The 17233-nt window shown below is 67.1% G+C and carries 18 protein-coding genes and 1 tRNA gene; 7 read left to right on the top strand and 12 right to left on the bottom strand.

Annotation, left to right across the window (positions count from 1 at the left end):
• Positions 1 to 69: 69 nt before the first annotated feature.
• From Q8R27_RS06380 to Q8R27_RS06355, 6 genes are all read right to left on the bottom strand, one after another.
• On the bottom strand, positions 70 to 1242 hold the full coding sequence (locus tag Q8R27_RS06380; RefSeq protein ID WP_305698224.1) for an acetyl-CoA C-acetyltransferase: 1173 nt from the start codon (positions 1240 to 1242) through the stop codon (positions 70 to 72).
• An 84-nt stretch (positions 1243 to 1326) separates the two neighbouring features.
• A complete protein-coding gene (locus Q8R27_RS06375) occupies positions 1327 to 2241 on the bottom strand; it encodes a hypothetical protein (protein WP_305698223.1) in 915 nt (304 codons plus the stop codon).
• Complete coding sequence (locus Q8R27_RS06370; protein WP_305698222.1) at positions 2238 to 3164, bottom strand: glycosyltransferase family 2 protein; 927 nt, start codon at positions 3162 to 3164, stop codon at positions 2238 to 2240. Before Q8R27_RS06370 ends, Q8R27_RS06375 begins: the two co-directional genes overlap by 4 nt.
• A complete protein-coding gene (locus Q8R27_RS06365) occupies positions 3161 to 4309 on the bottom strand; it encodes a GNAT family N-acetyltransferase (RefSeq protein WP_305698221.1) in 1149 nt (382 codons plus the stop codon). Before Q8R27_RS06365 ends, Q8R27_RS06370 begins: the two co-directional genes overlap by 4 nt.
• 190 nt (positions 4310 to 4499) lie before the next feature.
• Entirely contained in the window at positions 4500 to 4931 is a 432-nt protein-coding gene (locus Q8R27_RS06360) for an EamA family transporter (RefSeq protein WP_305698220.1), read from the bottom strand.
• Between the two features lie 37 nt (positions 4932 to 4968).
• Positions 4969 to 5463 carry an AraC family ligand binding domain-containing protein gene (locus tag Q8R27_RS06355; protein ID WP_305698219.1) on the bottom strand — a complete coding sequence of 165 codons (495 nt, stop codon included), beginning with the start codon at positions 5461 to 5463 and terminating at the stop codon, positions 4969 to 4971.
• Between the two features lie 234 nt (positions 5464 to 5697).
• Between Q8R27_RS06355 and Q8R27_RS06350 the strand changes: the two genes are divergently transcribed.
• The 4 genes from Q8R27_RS06350 (at position 5698) to Q8R27_RS06335 (ending at position 11642) form a co-directional block, all read left to right on the top strand.
• Entirely contained in the window at positions 5698 to 6603 is a 906-nt protein-coding gene (locus tag Q8R27_RS06350; protein ID WP_305698218.1) for a nitronate monooxygenase family protein, read from the top strand.
• Positions 6600 to 8162, top strand: coding sequence for an AMP-binding protein (locus tag Q8R27_RS06345; RefSeq protein WP_305698217.1), 1563 nt, complete (start codon positions 6600 to 6602; stop codon positions 8160 to 8162). The genes Q8R27_RS06350 and Q8R27_RS06345 overlap by 4 nt, the downstream gene beginning before the upstream one ends.
• Before the next feature lie 82 nt (positions 8163 to 8244).
• The gene (corA, locus tag Q8R27_RS06340) at positions 8245 to 9213 is read left to right on the top strand and encodes a magnesium/cobalt transporter CorA (RefSeq protein ID WP_305698216.1); all 969 of its coding nucleotides are present in this window, start codon (positions 8245 to 8247) and stop codon (positions 9211 to 9213) included.
• Between the two features lie 272 nt (positions 9214 to 9485).
• Positions 9486 to 11642 carry a glutamine synthetase III gene (locus Q8R27_RS06335; protein WP_305698215.1) on the top strand — a complete coding sequence of 719 codons (2157 nt, stop codon included), beginning with the start codon at positions 9486 to 9488 and terminating at the stop codon, positions 11640 to 11642.
• A gap of 139 nt (positions 11643 to 11781) precedes the next feature.
• Here Q8R27_RS06335 and Q8R27_RS06330 read toward each other — a convergent pair whose 3' ends face one another.
• Together Q8R27_RS06330 and Q8R27_RS06325 are read right to left on the bottom strand one after the other, a co-directional pair.
• Positions 11782 to 12537 carry an SDR family NAD(P)-dependent oxidoreductase gene (locus Q8R27_RS06330; RefSeq protein ID WP_305698214.1) on the bottom strand — a complete coding sequence of 252 codons (756 nt, stop codon included), beginning with the start codon at positions 12535 to 12537 and terminating at the stop codon, positions 11782 to 11784.
• Between the two features lie 663 nt (positions 12538 to 13200).
• Positions 13201 to 13276 (bottom strand) — tRNA-Ile (locus Q8R27_RS06325).
• Positions 13277 to 13423: 147 nt separating this feature from the next.
• On the opposite strand from Q8R27_RS06325, the gene Q8R27_RS06320 reads away from it, so the two are divergent.
• A complete protein-coding gene (locus Q8R27_RS06320) occupies positions 13424 to 14161 on the top strand; it encodes an SIMPL domain-containing protein (protein ID WP_305698213.1) in 738 nt (245 codons plus the stop codon).
• Here the strand turns inward: Q8R27_RS06320 and Q8R27_RS06315 are convergent.
• Together Q8R27_RS06315 and panD are read right to left on the bottom strand one after the other, a co-directional pair.
• Positions 14158 to 14631, bottom strand: coding sequence for a hypothetical protein (locus Q8R27_RS06315; protein ID WP_305698212.1), 474 nt, complete (start codon positions 14629 to 14631; stop codon positions 14158 to 14160). The genes Q8R27_RS06320 and Q8R27_RS06315 overlap by 4 nt on opposite strands.
• Positions 14628 to 14984, bottom strand: coding sequence for an aspartate 1-decarboxylase (panD, locus tag Q8R27_RS06310; RefSeq protein WP_305595272.1), 357 nt, complete (start codon positions 14982 to 14984; stop codon positions 14628 to 14630). Before panD ends, Q8R27_RS06315 begins: the two co-directional genes overlap by 4 nt.
• Positions 14985 to 15520: 536 nt before the next feature.
• On the opposite strand from panD, the gene Q8R27_RS06305 reads away from it, so the two are divergent.
• Together Q8R27_RS06305 and Q8R27_RS06300 are read left to right on the top strand one after the other, a co-directional pair.
• A complete protein-coding gene (locus Q8R27_RS06305; RefSeq protein ID WP_305698211.1) occupies positions 15521 to 16042 on the top strand; it encodes a restriction endonuclease in 522 nt (173 codons plus the stop codon).
• A 47-nt stretch (positions 16043 to 16089) separates the two neighbouring features.
• The gene (locus tag Q8R27_RS06300) at positions 16090 to 16710 is read left to right on the top strand and encodes a TIGR02466 family protein (protein ID WP_305698210.1); all 621 of its coding nucleotides are present in this window, start codon (positions 16090 to 16092) and stop codon (positions 16708 to 16710) included.
• A gap of 9 nt (positions 16711 to 16719) precedes the next feature.
• Here Q8R27_RS06300 and Q8R27_RS06295 read toward each other — a convergent pair whose 3' ends face one another.
• Both Q8R27_RS06295 and Q8R27_RS06290 read right to left on the bottom strand, forming a co-directional pair.
• Positions 16720 to 17046 carry a helix-turn-helix domain-containing protein gene (locus Q8R27_RS06295; protein WP_305698209.1) on the bottom strand — a complete coding sequence of 109 codons (327 nt, stop codon included), beginning with the start codon at positions 17044 to 17046 and terminating at the stop codon, positions 16720 to 16722.
• A gap of 19 nt (positions 17047 to 17065) precedes the next feature.
• Positions 17066 to 17233: sigma factor-like helix-turn-helix DNA-binding protein (locus tag Q8R27_RS06290; RefSeq protein ID WP_292528123.1), on the bottom strand; the 168-nt coding region annotated here is incomplete at its 5' end.

The raw sequence follows: 17233 nt of genomic DNA, 5'->3' as shown, positions 1-17233 counted from the left end.
GACAATTCCGCGCCGGTCGGCCCGTCAAAGTCTGGAGCGGCGCCGGCCAATCACCGGCGCCGCCGATTGTCAGAGCCGTTCGACGATCGTCACATTGGCCATGCCGCCGCCTTCGCACATGGTCTGCAGGCCATAACGCTTGCCTCGCGCCTTCAGGGCATGGACCAGGGTGGTCATCAGCTTGGTGCCGGATGCGCCCAGCGGGTGGCCCAGCGCAATGGCGCCGCCATTGACGTTCATCCGCGCCGGATCCGCACCAGTGTCCTGCAGCCAGGCCACCGGCACCGAGGCGAACGCCTCGTTCACCTCGAACAGGTCGATGTCGTCCATCTTCATCCCGGCCTTCGCCAGCGCCCGGTGCGTGGCGGGAATCGGCGCCTCCAGCATGATCACCGGGTCGTGGCCCAGGATCGACACATGGTGGATTCGCGCCAGCGGCGTGAGGTTGTGCTCCTTCAGCGCCCGCTCCGACACCACCATGACGCCCGAGGCGCCATCGCAGATCTGGCTGGCCGAAGCCGCGCTGATCATGCCGCCTTCACGCAGCAGCTTCACGGTCTGGATGCCCTCGAGCGTGATGTTGAAGCGGATGCCTTCGTCGACGTCGTGGCGCACCGCGCCGCCTTCGGCGTCAACGCCGTCGAGCGCCAGGATCTCGTCCTTGAAGGCGCCTGCCTGCGTAGCGGCGATCGCCCGCTGGTGGCTGTCGAAGCTGTATTCGTCGAGCTGGTCCTTCACGAGGCCGTACTTCTCGGCGACCATCTCGGCGCCCATGAACTGCGAGAACGCGATGCCCGGGTAGCGGGCTTCCTGGCCTGGACTCTTGGGGTGGCCGAAGCCGTTCTTCTCCGGAAGGTCGGTGGGCATGAACATCGGCACCCGCGTCATGCTCTCGATGCCCGCGGCGATGACCACGTCCATGGTGCCGCTCATCACCGCCTGGGCGGCGAACTGCAGCGCCTGCTGTGAGGAACCGCACTGGCGATCAATGGTGGTCGCCGGCACGCTCTCAGGCAGCTTGGAGGCAAGCACCGCGCCGCGGCCGACGTTCACCGACTGCTCGCCGGCCTGGGAGACGCACCCCATTAGCACGTCCTCGACCCGCGCCGGGTCGATGCCCGTGCGGTCGACCAGATCGTTGAGGACGGCGGCCGCCAGATCGGCCGGGTGCCAGCCCCGCAGCCGTCCACCCCTGCGCCCGCCTGCGGTGCGCGTCGCCGCGACGATATAGGCCTCGCCCATCATTGACTCCCTGGATAAATTCTTGCCGGGCGAAACCTTAACCGGGCGACGCCGCGTAAGCCAACAGGCGTTTGAATTGACGGCTCAGAGGGTTTCCAGCACGCCCGGCTTGGCCGGATCGAGCCGGAACGTCGGCGGCAGCACGCGCTCGTTCGGTGCATGCAGCTTCAACGCCTTGGCCGCCCGGGCCACCGCCACCTTGCCGACGGCCAGCGGGGTGAAGCCCTGCTGGATGCGCGGTCGCGCGCCGGCGCGCCGGCGCAGCACCGCGTTGGCGTAGATTACATTGGCGCGCAGCAGCGCCCGCGGCGTCATGAATTCAATCGACAGCGAGACGTTCAGCATCGACCCGTTCTCGATCCTGTGCGGCGCGTTCTGCCGCCAGGTGACCATGCGGCCAGGCGTCAGCTCATGGACCTCGGCCGCGGCGTCCCACTGCGGCTCGAAGGCGAACTGCTCAGCGGTCTCGCGCAGCACGATGCGCTCCAGCGCCTCTTCGGGGATATAGGGCGCGGCCACCGGATAGACCCACACCCGCTTCACCCCGCGGATTTGCCACAACGACACCAGCGCCACGTCGAGATGGTAGAACACCTGGGCGTTGGCGGAGGAGATCAGCACGCCCAGGTCGCGCTTCAGGGTGCGCACGGACGGCGCGTGGGCCGCCTTGTCGGCGAAGATCTCGTCGCACAGCGCTGAATAGGCGGGCAGATAGCGGTTGGTTTCACGCAGGTTCAGCCAGATCCGCCCGGCCTTGGCCGCTTCCAGCAGCTGCTCGCCACTGAGCTGGCCGGGCGAGCCGCGCCGCCACGTGGTCCAGGCGACCGGGTCCTCGCCCATGGTGAAGACGCCGAGCTTGTCGCGTGGATAGCGGTCCAGCAGCTCGGCAAGGCCCTCGTCGGTGAACATCGGGCGTTCGTGCAGGCCGTGCTCGAACCCCAGGTTTTCGTGGGTGAAGGCGCGCGCCTTCTGCGGGGTCCAGTCGAGGATCACACTCATGCCGTCACGCTCAGACCGTAGAACTGCACCTTGAATGGCCCCCACCATAAGGTTTTGCCCAGCCCGCGCGCCGCCCGGTCGAGGGTGAAGGCGAAATCCTGCGCGTGCACCGCCCACTTCACCAGCGCCAGCGCGCCGAACGCCGCGGCCTGTCCCAGCCCCACCGCCATCCACTTGGCGACGCCCAACCGGTCCGGCGGGCTCTGAGCCGCACAGGCCGCCGAGGGCCCCTGACCATAGGCGAAGGCCCGCGCCAGCGTATAGCGCAGGCTCAGCCGTCCCGGTGCGGGGTCCTCCCACACCCAGGCGTCGGGCGCCCAGGCGAAGCGCGCGCCCCGCGCTTTCATCTGACCAAACAGCAGATCGTCCTCGCCGCCGATGTGATTGCGCTCTGCGCTGAATGGCGCGTGCGCGTCCGGCAGCGCCGCACGGCGCACCAGGCTGTCGCCGCAGCCATAATAGTGATCCAGCAGGCCGGCGTCGTCCGGACCGACGCGCGAGAAGAACTGTTCGAGATAAGGCCGATGCTGCTCGGCCTCATCGGGCAGGCGGCCACGCACGGGGCCGAACACCACGTCGGCGTCGAAGCGCGCCTGCACGTCAAGCAGCGCGTGCAACCAGCCGCTCGGCGCTTCCTCGTCGTCGTCGAGGAAGGCCACGAAATCTCCGCGCGCCTGGGCCATTGCGGCGTTGCGGGCATGGGCGACGCCCGCCCTGGGTTCGTGGATGTAACGCACCGCGAACGGGGCCTGGACGGCCAGGGCCTGCGTCATCGCCTCCGCCGACGGCGCCTGGTCGTTGTCCACCACCAGCAGCTCAACGCTGGAGGGATCGACGCCAGTCTGCCGCAGCACCGAACCGGCCGCCGCGGCCAGGCCTACGGGACGGCGTTGAGTGGGGATCACCACGCTCACAAGGATCATCCGGCGATCTCCGAGTCCGCCGCCTGACGCTTGCGGGTCTGGGCGGCGAACGCCTGGGCCAGCGCGCGCGCGCGGCCCGGCAGCGACAGCTCCACCGTGGCGATCACGTCCAGCCTGCGCCGCAGACGCTCCACCGCCCCGCCGCGCCGTGCGCCGGCCAGCGCCCAGGTGTCCTCGAACGCCTGCATGGCGCGTCCCGCCGGGCGCAGCGTCGTCGCCAGACCCTCGTGGACGCTCACCGTCTGCGACGCGAAGGGGCGCTTGTAGTGTTCGTGGCCGGGCCCGAGGTCGTAGCGCACGAGACCCAGCGACGGCATGGCGGAGATCGCCCGCGACAGGAACACCTGCCCCGGCGACCAGGCCGCCAGCTCCGGGTCCATTGAGGCGATCCAGGGATGGAACTGGGCGCCCAGGCGCACACCGAAATGTCCGCCGACCAGACGCTCGCCTGCATACAGGTTGACCATCAGGCCCTGGAAATCCCCGTCCGTGCGCGCCAGCAGGCTGCGCATGAGCCGGTCGGTCCAGACGGGACGCAGGAAGTCGTGGCCGCCCGTCCGCTCGAGCTGATCGCGCTTCCAGGCGATCAGCGCCTCGAAGGCCTCGATCGACCGATCGGGCGCCACGACGCTCAGCGGGCCGACATCGCGCTCCAGCTTATGGTCTAGGCGGCGATAGTTCTTGAACCGCTTGGGACTCGCAGCCCGCAGGGCCTCCAGGTAGTCCTCGGCCGAGCCGTCGAGGACAATAACGAACGCCTCGCGGCTGCTCTTGATCGCGCCCTCCAGGGCGCCTGTCGGATCGATCAACCCGGTGAACCGAAAGGCGTTCAAGCCTGCCGCGGCCAACGCCTCGGCCGGGTCCAGCCGCTGGCGGGCCACTAGCCCGTGGTAATCGGACAGGGGCGCCCCGATCGGACGTGCAAAGGCGCCTGGGCGGCGATGATGCGCCAGGAACCCCACGGCGGCGGCGTCCTCGCGCCACACCGTGACCCGGGCGTCCTCGCGCACCGTTCCGACCGCGCGCGCGAAATCAGGGCCAAGCAACGGCCCCGACAGGCCGACTTCTGAAGCACACAGCAAGCGCCAGGCGGCGTCGTCCGCCGGCGTCAGGTCTCGCGGGTGCAGGGTATCGGCTTGCAACATCCTCTCCCTATAACGCCCGCGGGTTATGGAATCGTGGAACGACCGTGACATCGTGATCGCGCGCCCAGATTGCAGCCCCGTGCTTTGGCATGCCGCGACCCGATTTCTCGATCGGCCCCTTCCCTGCGCATGCGCGCGTGCTCTTACGGGGGCATGGCCTGAGCTACGGCCTTGAGACCTTCGACCGGTCTCAGCGCTTCAGGGCCACCAGCACCGCGCCCACGGCGATCAGCGCCACGCCAGCCCAGTTGCGCGCCGAAAGCCGCTCGCCGAGGAAGGCGACGCCAAAGACAGCGACCAGCACCACGCTCATCTTGTCGATGGGCGCGACGCGCGCGGCGTCGCCCAACTTCAGCGCCCGGTAGTAGCAGATCCACGATGCTCCGGCGGCCAGCCCGGACAGCGCCAGGAACAGATAGGTCCGACCCGAAACACCGTTCAGCGACTGGAACTGCTGCGTCGCCAGCACAATCGTTCCCAGCACGAAAAGGATCACGATGGTCCGGATGAAGGTCGCGAAGTCGCTGTTGATGGCCTCGACGCCGACCTTGCCGAAGATCGCGGTCAGCGCCGCGAACACCGCCGAGAGCAGCGCCCATCCCTGCCAGGGTAGCATGGTCATCGGCCGTGCCCCAGATCGTGGTCGTGCATCGCGCGGCTCAGGGCGCGACCGGGATGTGGAGGCTCATCACCGTCAGGCCCTGCGTACCGACCTGGGCGTAGTAGTGCGGAGTACCTGCGGGGACCAACAAGAAGTCCCCCTTGGACAGGGGATAGGTCACGCCTCCACTGACGCCCGTGCCGGTGAAGTTGCTCGCGTTGGCCCGCTTGGCGTCAGTCAGGGCGCCGCCGACGATCATCGCGCCGGAACCCTCGAGCACGTAGAACAGCTCGGCCTCGTGCTCGTGAATCGAGGCCGGCGTCGGGCCGACCCGATACTCCACCAACGCGCGCAGGCCTGGTGCGCGAACCATGGTCTGCACCGGCGCCATGGCCGTGTCCTTGCGCTCGGCCTTGGCCTTGGCGATCAGCGCCGCGGTCTGCTCGGCGCTGATGAACGTGATGTCCGGTTCGACAGGCGGGGCGGGTTGGGCCATCGCGCCCGCCGACATCGCCGCCCAAGTCACTGCAATCAAAGACAGGGTCTTCCGCATCGCATCCTCCCGCCGCGCTCTGATGGCGCGCTGGACGAGGATACGCATCGCGTTCACGCCTCGCCCAGATGAATCGGCCACCTGGGTCCAGAACTGAGCTTGCCGCACCCTCGCACGCCACTAGGTTGGGTCGAGCGCGGTGCCTGAGAGCCCGCGTAGGGGATGGAGATGATGGCCGCGCGCCTGCCGGAAAACATAACGCGCCGCCTCCGCCTGCCTTTGATCGCAGCGCCGATGCTGCGCGTCTCGGGGCCTGATCTGGTGATCGCCGCCTGCAAATCCGGCGTGGTCGGCTCCTTCCCCACCGCCAACGCTCGTTCGGGCGAGGAGTTGGATGCGTGGCTTACGCGCATCAACGCCGAGCTCGCCGCCGTGGAGCCCCCCGCTGCGCCGTGGTGCGCCAACCTGATCATCCGCTCGCCGAGAATGGCCGACGACCTCGCCAGGCTGATCCGCGCCAAGGTCGAGGTCGTCATCACCAGCGTCGGCTCGCCGGCCGCCGTCGTCGCGCCGCTGCGTGACGCCGGCTGTCTGGTGCTGGCCGACGTCGCCACCCTGCGCCATGCGCAGAAGGCGATCGAGGCGGGCGCCGACGGGCTGGTGCTGCTCACCGCAGGCGCCGGCGGACAGACCGGCTGGATGAACCCCTTCGCTTTCGTGCGCGCCGTCCGGGCGATCTTCGACGGCCCGATCGTGCTGGCTGGCGGCGTCGCAGACGGCCAGGCTCTGTGGGCGGCCCGCGCCCTCGGCTGCGATCTCGCCTACATGGGCACCAAGCTGATCGCCACCCACGAGAGCATGGCGAAGGACGCCTATAAGGCGATGTTGGTCGAGGCGACGCTCGACGACGTGATGACCACCAAGGCCTTCACCGGGCTCAACACCAACATGCTGCTACCGTCGATCCGTGCCGTCGGCCTCGATCCCGCCTCGCTCGACGAGGCGGTGAGCGTCAGCAGTTCGGCGGAGATGTACGGGGGCGGCCAGGCGGGTCCCGGCCGCCAGCGCTGGGTCGACGTTTGGAGCGCCGGACACTCGGTGTCCGGCGTCGGCGCGGTGCAAGGCGTGGCCGAGGTCATCGAGACGACGCGGCGTGAATACCTGGCGGCCGTCGCTGAAGTCAGGGAGATGCAGCCATGACCGACCAGCCTGTACGCGCGGGCAGCACGCTCAGCGGCCTGTCGCTGCGCGTCCTCGCGCGCCACCCCGACCGCGTGGCGTTCAGCTGGGAGGGCGGCGAAATCACCTACGCCCAGACCCTTGACCTGATCGCCCGCTTCCAGAGCGTGTATGCGGCCCACGGACTGGTTCGTGGGAAACGCCTGGCGCTGTTGGCGGGCAACCGCGTCGAGGCCTGGTGCGCCGGCGTCGCGGCCCAGGCCAACGGTCTCAGCCTGACGCCGTTGCACCCCATCGGCTCACTGGACGACCATCTGTATCAGGTCGGCAACGCCGAGGCCGACGCCCTGGTCGTCGATGTGCCCCGGCACGGCGCGCGCGGCGCGGAACTGGCGGCTCAGGCCGGCGTCGGCGTGTTCTTCACGCTGGGCCAGGCCGACTACGGGATCGACCTTCTGGCCGCGGCGCAAGACGCCGGCGCGGTCACCGCCCGCGACCTCGCCCAAGCCGACGACCTGGCGGTGCTCAACTATACCGGCGGCACCACCGGGCGGCCGAAGGGCGTGGTCACCCGCCATGTCGCCGCCGCCGCGCGGCCGGGCGCGGTGCTGGGCGCTTTCGAGATCCCCGATAATCCCATTTACCTCGCCGTCGCCCCGATCAGCCACGTCACCGGCCAGAAGATCCTGCCGACCCTGTTCAAGGGTGGTCGGGTGCACCTGATGAACGGCTTCTCCAGCCGCGGCGTGCTCGACACCATCGCGCGCGAGCGGATCAACATGGCGCTGATGGTGCCGACGATGATCTACGGCCTGCTGGACGACCCCGATCTGGATACAGCCGATCTCAGCTCCCTGGAGTTGCTGCTCTACGGCGCATCGCCGATGTCCCCTAGCCGGCTGATCGAGGGCATGCAGCGCATCGGCCCGGTGTTCTCGCAGCTTTACGGCCAGTCGGAATGCTATCCGATCAGCGTCCTCAGCAAGGCCGACCACGACCCGGCCAATCCGGAGCGCTTCGGCTCATGCGGCGTGCCGGTTCCGGGGGTCGACGTGCGCCTGTTGAACGAGGACGGGTCGGAGGTGGCGCAGGGCGAGCCCGGCGAGATCTGCGTGCGCAGCGTCCACGCCTTCGAAGGCTACTGGAACCTGCCGGAGCTGACCGCCGAGGCCACCCAGCACGGGTGGCTGCATACCGGCGACGTCGCCCGCGCCGATCCGCGGGGCTATCTCTACATCGTCGACCGCCGCAAGGACATGATCGTCACCGGCGGCTTCAACGTCTATCCGCGCGAGGTCGAGGACGCGCTCAGCGCCCACCCGGCGGTCTCCCAGGTCGCGGTGTTCGGCGTTCCCGACGCCAAGTGGGGCGAGGCGGTGGCCGCCGCCGTGGTGCTGCGCGCCGGCGCCCAGGTCGAGGCCGAGGCGTTGATGCAGCACGTGCGCGCCCGCAAGGGTCCAGTGCAGACGCCAAAGCGCATCGACTTCATGGACGCCCTGCCCGCCACCTCGGTCGGCAAGGTCGACAAGAAGCAACTGCGCGCCGCCTTCTGGGCAGGGCGCGACCGGATGGTCGGTTGAACCCGCTCCCCGTCGCCGGGCTCGCCGCGGAGCCAAAACAGCGCTAGCGAATAGGCGGTCTGCGAGCCTGCGTGGAGGACGAATGCCAGTCGTTGCGGCCTATGTGTATCGGAACGGCGAGCGGATCCGCGAGATCGACCCGATGTCGCCGGAGAGCCTCGATGTGGCGGAGCACGAGTTCGCCTGGGTTGGGCTGGTCGACCCGGCGGTCGGCGAGCTGGCCGTGCTGCAGGCGCGCTTCGGACTGCATCCCCTGGCGGTCGAAGACGCCACTAACGCGCGGCAGATGCCTAAGGTCGACATCTACGGCGATGATCTCTTCGTGGTCGCCCGCACCGCCCACCTGGAGGGCGGCGAGATCGCCTATGGCGAGACCGCGATCTTCATCGGCCCGCACTACATCATCACCGTGCGGCACGGCTCAGCCCGCGGCCACGTCGAATTGCGCCAGCATCTGGAGGCCGCGCCCAGCCAGCTCAAGCACGGGGTCGACTACGTCCTCCACGCGGTGCTCGACTTCATCGTCGACGGCTATCTGCCGATCGTCGAGGAGATCGAGGAGGAAGTGCTGGCCATGGAGCGTTACGCCCTCGACGCCTTCCTGAACCGCGAGCAGATCACCCGCATCTTCACCCTGCGGCGCGAGCTGATGCGCTTTCGGCGAATCCTGGGGCCCATGGAAGAGGTGATCTCGCGGCTGGTCCATCATGACATGCCGTGCATTGACGCGGAGGTGCGCCCCTACTTCCGCGACGTGCTCGACCACATCCGCCGGGTCGCCTCGCTGGTCGAGACCCTGCGCGACGTGCTGTCGTCGGTGTTCGAGGCGAGCACCCTGCTGGAGCAGCAGCGACAGGGCACGATCACACGCCGCCTCGCCGCCTGGGCCGCGATCCTAGCCGTGCCCACCGCCATCGCCGGTATCTACGGCATGAACTTCGATTTCATGCCCGAGCTGCGCTGGCGCTACGGCTATTTCCTGGTGGTCGGCGTGATCGTCGTGCTCTGCGCCATCCTCTATTCGCGCTTCAAACGGGCGCAGTGGCTGTAGAAGCCGCGGACGACACCGTCGACCACCCGCTGCACAGCGCCTGCCGCCCGCGGCAAGACACGCAGTCATCAAGCGACAGCTCTGCCAGTTCCGCGCCTTGCTGGCGAAAAGGCGAGAGTTCGCATGCGTGCAGATCGCATACTTATTGAGCACGACTACGCCTCGTTCGGACGATTCACTGCAAGCTTTCAACGATCGCATCGGACTTCGTTGACCCGTCTCCGCCCGGCTTGCTGATGCTCAAGGCAGACATTCGGGCAAAGGGCGAATTCATGAGTTCCAATCAATCGCGGGCGCAGGCGATCGCGCAGATCACCAACCGCGTCTCCAAGACCTACACCCAGACCGAGCCTCTGAAGGACATCTGGGCCAGCGACGTCTTCAATCTCGCCACCATGGAAGAGGCGCTCTCCAAGAACGCCTTCAAGGCGATGAAGAACACGGTGATGACGGGCGCCGCGCTCGATCCCACCGTCGCCGAGGTGGTCGCCGCCGCAATGAAAGAATGGGCGATGGCCAAGGGGGCCAAGTTCTTCTCCCACGTCTTCTATCCGATGACGAACATCACCGCGGAGAAGCACGACGGCTTCATCATCACCAATCCGGAAGGTGGATCGATCACGGAATTCACTGGCAGCCTGCTGATCAAGGGTGAGCCGGACGGCTCTTCCTTCCCCAATGGCAGCTTGCGCATGACCAACGCTGCGCGCGGCTACACCGCCTGGGACCCGACCAGCCCGGCCTTCGTCATGACGACCGCCAATGGCGCCGTCCTGATGATCCCCAGCGTCTTCGTCTCCTGGACCGGCGAAGCGCTGGACAAGAAGATCCCGCTGCTGCGCTCGAACCTGGCGGTCAACAAGGCCGCCCAGAAGGTCCTGACTCTGATGGGCGAGACCGAGATCGGCACGGTCAATTCAAGCTGCGGCGCCGAGCAGGAGTACTTCCTGATCGACGAGAATTTCGCCAACGCCCGCCCAGACCTGCTGCTGTGCGGACGCACCCTGTTTGGCGCCTCGCCCGCCAAGGGTCAGCAATTCGACGACCATTACTTCGGCGCGATCCCGGCCCGCGTCCAGGTCTTCATGCAGGACTTCGAAGACAAGCTCTATCGCCTGGGCATCCCGGCCAAGACGCACCACAATGAGGTTGCGCCCGGTCAGTTTGAACTCGCACCCTACTTCGAAGCCGCCAACGTCGCCGCCGATCATCAGCAGTTGATGATGACGATCATGAAGTCGACCGCGAAAGAGCACGGGTTCATGTGCCTGCTGCACGAGAAGCCGTTCGCTGGCGTCAACGGCTCGGGCAAACACGTCAACTGGTCGGTCGGCAACGCCACCCAGGGCAACCTGCTCGATCCGGGCGACACCCCGCACAGCAATCTGAACTTCCTGCTGTTCTGCGGCGCAGTCATCCGCGGCGTGCATCTCTATGGCCCGCTGTTGCGCGCCGTCATCGCCTCGGCCTCGAACGACCACCGACTTGGCGCCAATGAGGCGCCGCCGGCGATCATGTCCGTCTATCTGGGCGACCAGCTCGAAAGCGTCTTCCAGGACATCAAGACTGGCGAGCTGCTGGCCAAGGCCGAAGGCGGGATGATGGACATGGGCCTGTCCCAGATCCTGAAATTCAAGCGCGACCCGGGCGATCGCAACCGCACTTCGCCGTTCGCCTTCACCGGAAATCGCTTCGAATTCCGCGCCGTCGGTTCGTCGCAATCGGTGTCTGGTCCGCTGGTGGCGATGAATACGATCCTGGCCGACTCGCTGAACTGGATGGCCGGAAAGCTGGAAGCCGCCCTCGCCTCGAAATCCGACCAGACCCAGGCGGTCATCGTCGTTCTGCAGGAAGTGATGGAGAAGCACGGCCAGGTCGTCTTCGGCGGCAACGGCTATTCGATGGACTGGCACAAGGAAGCGGTCGAAAAGCGCGGGCTGCGCAATCTGCGCACCTCGGCTGAGGCCCTGCCCGTGTTCAAAGAACAGCCAATCGTCGAGCTGTTCGAGACCACCGGCGTTCTGTCGCCCAAGGAACTGGCGAGCCGCTTCGACGTCTATGCCGAGCAATACGTTCAATCCATCGAGGTCGAGGCCAAGCTGGTCATCAACATCGCCACCACCAAGATCTATCCGGCGGCGGTCGCGCATATCACGGCGGTGTCGAAAGCGGCCAAGCTCGGACTCTCCGACAATGGCCTGGGCGGCGCCGTCGAGAACGCCAATGCGATGATGGCGGATGTCGCCAAATTGCAGGCGGAGATCGGCAAGCACGATTTCGATTCGATCGAAGCCCATCTGAAATTCTGCTCGGAGAAGATCTGCCCGCTCATGCTGTCGGTGCGCAAATCCGCCGACGCCCTGGAAGGCGTGATCGACGACGAGCTGTGGCCGCTGCCGAAGTATTTCGAGATGTTCAACATCAAATAAGACGCGCAGGTGCGGCGGGGTCAGAGAGACGACTTCGCCGCGCCGGCATGTCTCTGGCGGATTTGCATCAGGCAGATCGCTGGAACGCCGCCGGTGGGTCCGGCAGGACTCACGTCGGCCACGGGGACGCTGTCCCCGGTCACCAATAATCGCTCTTTCCGCCGTCGGCCAACAGCGTGCGGCCAGTGAGCCAGCGCGACTCCTCAGAGGCCAGAAATCCGACGATCGCCGCGATGTCGTCTGATTGGCCGATCCGTCCAAGCGGTGTTTCGCTCAACGTCCGTTCGCGATAGCCGGGCGGCAGATCAGCGGAGCCCTCCGTTTCGATCATACCGGGCGCGACGCAGTTCACCGTGATATTGCGGGGGCCGAGTTCCTTCGCAAAGCTTTGCGTCAAGCGCCGAACCGCCGCCTTGGTCGCGGCGTAGACCGTGTCGCCGCTTCCGCCGCTGAATGAAACCCGCGACGACAGATTGATGACACGGCCGCCCGATGCAGGAAAATGCGGCAGCGACGCCTGCGTCACCATGATAGGGCCAAGGACGTTCGTACCGAACATTTCGTGGAAGTAGATCGGATCGACATTCGGAAACGGCTGCCTGCGTTGCATCGCGGCATTGTTGACGAGAATATCGATCCGCCCGAACTGCTTGACCGTCTCATGGATCAGGGCGACGACATCGGATTGCTGGGAGACATCGCCCTGCACACTGATGGCCGTCCCCCCGTTGCTTTCGATGACGCGCACGACATCCTTTGCCGCCGTTGCGTTCGAAACAAAGTTGACGACGACCTTCGCGCCCCGCCCGGCCAGCTCAACCGCGATCGCCGCGCCGATGCTGCGAGAGCCGCCGGTGATCAGCGCAACCTTATTCTGCAAGTCGGAGCGCGCCATTTGTAGTCAGCCCTTTCGAATGCCCTTGGTTCAGTGCGAGGACGGCTGCCCATCCAGTCTGAGTGCGAAAAGTGGGCTTGCCGTCTTAGATTGGCGCCGAGGATGAAATCGTATCAACAAACTTCGTGGCAGCCCGCGGCAGTTCGCGGGCGAGCCTGGAAGATAGATTATAGATTCAACGTCTTATGCTAGCATCGTGGATGTGACTGGACACTGGCGGAGCCCTGCTGGTGCGTCCGGCAGAAGCCCGACTATAGCGCCAAATCATCCAGATAAATCGAGGCGAGCTTCTCCACCTCAGCGCGGCCGAGCAGTTCGATCCTGCCCGGGACAGCCCGTGTTCGATAGTCCCTCTGGCCTCAAGCTCAGCGCGAAGCGTTTTGAAGTGCTCCGCGATCTCAGCCATTTCGGAGTGATACCGCCCGACCGCGTCGTTGCGGCCCGAGGTCTTCAAGCTCCGCCTGATGTCCGACGACCCTAAACCTGCCGGAGATCGTCCGGGATCCGCTTCCTCACGCACCAAACACCGCCATCGCGGCGAACAATCCGGGATACTTCGCCAACTCACGCTCACTCATGGCGGCGCACGAATGTGTCACAGTGCGACGTGAGAAGCTGTTTGCAGACAGGGACTTAAGGTAGATCCGCCCCTTGAAAGCGCGCTGGTGGGCCCGGCAGGACTCGAACCTGCAACCAGACCGTTATGAGCGGCCGGCTCTAACCATTGAGCTACAGGCCCAGCGGGGCCGTGTGTAGCGTCCGCCACGGCGCTTGTCGACGCGCTCGCGGGCCTTGCGCGCAGCCCGCCAGCGCGTACAGCCTGCATTCAGGTGGCGCTCGCTAGGTCTGCGCAGCCGATCCCTGCTGCCCTCTGGAGACTGCCCCGATGAAATCCTCGCTCCGCGCCGCCACACTTTGCGTCCTGATGGCCGCTGCTGTCGCCGCGCCGCCCGCGTTCGCCCAGACGGCGCCGGCCGCCGACACCATGTTCCGCGCCACCACCCTGAACCTGCAGGCCTACGGCGAAGTGCGCGCCGCCCCGGACATCGCCACCATCAGCCTGGGCGTGATGACCGAGGCCAAGACCGCCAGCGAAGCGATGCAGGCCAACGCCACGCGCATGACCCAGGTGATCGCGGCCTTGCGTCGCGCGGGTATCGCCGAGCGCGACATCCAGACCTCGGGCCTCAACCTGAACCCCCAGTATGTCTATGAGCAGAACGTCGCCCCGCGCCTGAGCGGCTACCAGGCGACCAACCAGGTGAGCATCACCGTGCGCGACCTGAAGAAGCTGGGCGCCGCCGTCGACGCCACCGTGGAGGCCGGCGCCAACCAGGTGAACAGCATCAGCTTCGGCCTGAATGATCCCACCACGGCTGAGAACGCCGCGCGCGAGGCCGCGGTCAAGGCGCTGGGCGCCAAGGCCGACCTCTACGCGCGGGCCACCGGCTATCGGATCGGGCGACTGGTGTCATTGAGCGAAGGTGGCGGCTACTCGCCCTCCCCGCCGCCGATGCCGATGGTGTCGATGGCGCGGATGGAGAAGGCCGACTCCACGCCGGTGTCGCCGGGCGAACTGCGGGTGCGGATCGACGTTTCAGGTCTCTACGAGCTGACCCGCTAGCGGGCGAGGCCGGCATTGCGCAGGGCTGCGTCTATGCGCTCGGTCATGATCCGGCTGGGGAACGTGCGTTCCCCATCCATGACCGCGGCATAGACCAGCTTGCGTCCGGTCACCGGCCCTGCGCTCCAGGCGATGGTGCGCGCGGCGTCCTTCGGATTGTCGCAGGTCGACGCGCGCGACCGCCCGTCCGCGGCCACCGCCTTGAGCAGATCGCCAACCCGGCGGCTGTCGGGCGCGTCGCAGGCCGCAAGCTGCCGCGCGCAGACCATGTGGGTGTTGTAGCGGTAGATCACGCGCCCCGATGCGGCCTCGGCCACCAGCAGGCAGGTGGACGGATCGCCTACCGCGCCAGAGATCGCGTCGGTGAGCGCCGTCTGGTCAACGTCGGGCGGCAGGTCGGATCCGCAGGCGGCGAGCGCCAGCGCGCAAACCGCCGCGATGAAGGCGGCGGCCACCGCGCGCGATTTCACGCTACGGACTTGATCTCGTTGCCTTCGCCCAGCAACACGACGGAAGGGTGGTAGTTGCGCGCCTCTTCCGCGGCCAACTGGCAGTAGGAGATGATGATCACCTTGTCGCCCTGCTGGACCAGGCGGGCCGCGGCGCCGTTCACACCGATCACCCGCGAACCACGCACGCCCTCGATCGCATAGGTGGTGAAGCGCGCGCCGGTGTCGATGTTCAGCACGTCGACCTGCTCGTGCGGCAGGATGCCCGAAGCCTCCAGCAGATCGCTGTCGATGGTGATGGAGCCTTCGTAGTGAAGATCGGCCTGGGTCACCGTCGCGCGGTGCAGCTTGGCCTTCATCATGGTCAGCATCATCGGCGCGAACACTCCAATGCGACGGCGTCGGCCCGCTGAACATCGCGGAGCCAGAGCCGGGCCAGCGGATATACTTATCACAAGCCCTCAGCGCAATCACCGCGCCCGGTCGGGCGTAGCGCGCATCGCCGCAGGCCGAACAAGCGCAAGGTTCGGTTCACCACGCTTCCACGCGAAAGCTTAAGCTTGAACCCCCTATGGTTGTATTCGGGGAGGCGCGAACCATGGACCCAATCGCTGCGGCTTTTTATGGCGTTCTGGCGGCGCAACGCCGCATGACCGAAAGACTTGGCCAGATCGAGCAGGCCCTAGATCCTGAGTTGGAGCCGGGCGCGTCGACGGCTCCGCAGGCCGGGTCCCTGCCCGCCCCAGCCAGATAACGCCCTAAGGTGCGCGGCCGGACAGGCGACGCTCTCGCAGGCGTCGCGGCACGTCTGGCGCGGTCAGTTCTGCGTATCCGCAGCGCCCTGGCGCGTATCGTCAGGCGCGACGGCCCACCCGCCGCGCGATCACGCGGCCCGCAAGGAGCCGCGCCCTTGACCTCCAGGTCGGAGAACCGCCTCAAGCCCGCGTCAGCCGAAGCCGATTGGCGCGCCGAACTGCTGGGCGTGCTGGCGCTCATGCCCTCGGACGGGTTCGAGCGGCTCTGCCAGCACCTGTTGCGCGAGGCGGGCTTCACCAAGGTTGAGGTCACCGGCCGCTCCGGCGACGGCGGCATCGACGGGGCCGGCGTATTGCGGGTCAACTTGCTGTCGTTCCGGGTGTTCTTCCAGTGCAAGCGATGGAAGGGCTCGGTGGGGCCAGGCGTGGTGCGCGATTTCCGAGGCGCCATGGTCGGGCGCGCCGACAAGGGACTGATCCTGACCACGGGGGTCTTCACCGCCGAGGCTCGCCGCGAGGCGACCCGCGACGGCGCGCCGCTCATCGACCTGGTCGACGGCGAGGCGCTTTGCGACCTCCTGAAGCTCCACGTCATCGGCGTGCAGGTGCGCAACGTCGAGGAGGTCGTGGTGGACCCGGCCGCCGTGGTGGCGTTCTCCCTGCCCGCCTACGGCTGAGCGAGCGGCCTTTGACAACCGCCGGCGGACCGCCTAGCCGCTGCCTCATGCCGCTGCGCCCGCTCTTCGTCACCCAGGTCTATGAGGCCAGCCTCGCCGAAGAGCGAGGGTTCGCCGCCTTCAACGCCGATCTGGAAGACGCCTGCCAGATGCTGGCGGCCGAGGACGCGGCGGGCCGCTCCTGGAGCCGCCGCGAAGGCTACGGCGGCTACACCTCCTACGCCTCGCTAGACGACCTGCCCAAGCGCGCCACGGCGTTCGCGACGCTGAAGACCAAGCTGGACCGCCACGCCGTCGCTTTCACCGACGCGCTATCGCTGGATCTTGGCGCAGGCCGGCTGAAGCTCGACAGTCTGTGGGTCAACGTCCTGAAACCCGGCGCCGCGCACTCAGGCCACATCCACCCGCATAGCGTGATCTCCGGGACGGTCTATGTGGCTGTCCCTCCGGGCGCGAGCGCGCTCAAGCTGGAAGATCCCCGCCTGCCGCTGATGATGGCCGCTCCGCCCCGGCGCACCGACGCGGAGGAGACCGCCCGCAGCTTCGTCTATCTGACGCCGAAGGCCGGCACGGTGCTGATGTGGGAGAGCTGGCTGCGCCACGAGGTGCCGGCCAATCGCGCCAAGGCCGAGCGGATCAGCCTGAGCTTCAACTACGGCTGGCGCTAAGGGCGCGCCCTAATAGACGGTAGGTTCGCCGTCGCGATGCTGGGCGCCGTAACGCGCGTCGAGCTTCAGCGCCTTTCGCGGCTCCAGGATGCTGAACCAGCTCGCGCCGTCCAACGACCGCGTATCATCGCGCCGCTCGGCGTGGCTGACCCATACCTCGACCTGCTCGCCGAAGTAGCGGGCGAACCGCTTGACCAGGTCTTCGTTCGGAATCGCCGCGCCGGCGACGATCTTGGCCATGCGCGATCGCTCGAGCGCGAGCTGTCGCGCGACGGCGCGCACGCTCAGCTCCCGCTCCTCCATCAACGTGGTCAGCCTGTCGGTCAGCCAGCTCATCGAAGCAGACCGGCCGGCGTCAGCTGTCGAGGAAGCTGCGCAGCTTGCGGCTGCGGCTGGGGTGCTTGAGCTTGCGCAAGGCCTTGGCCTCGATCTGACGGATGCGTTCGCGGGTGACGCTGAACTGCTGGCCGACCTCTTCGAGGGTGTGGTCGGTGTTCATGCCGATGCCGAAGCGCATGCGCAG

Origin of the sequence: Phenylobacterium sp., assembly GCF_030697305.1 — a bacterium.
Taxonomy (GTDB): domain Bacteria; phylum Pseudomonadota; class Alphaproteobacteria; order Caulobacterales; family Caulobacteraceae; genus Phenylobacterium.
Note: the sequence above shows the minus strand (reverse complement) of the source record. Positions and strands in the feature narration are given on the sequence as shown.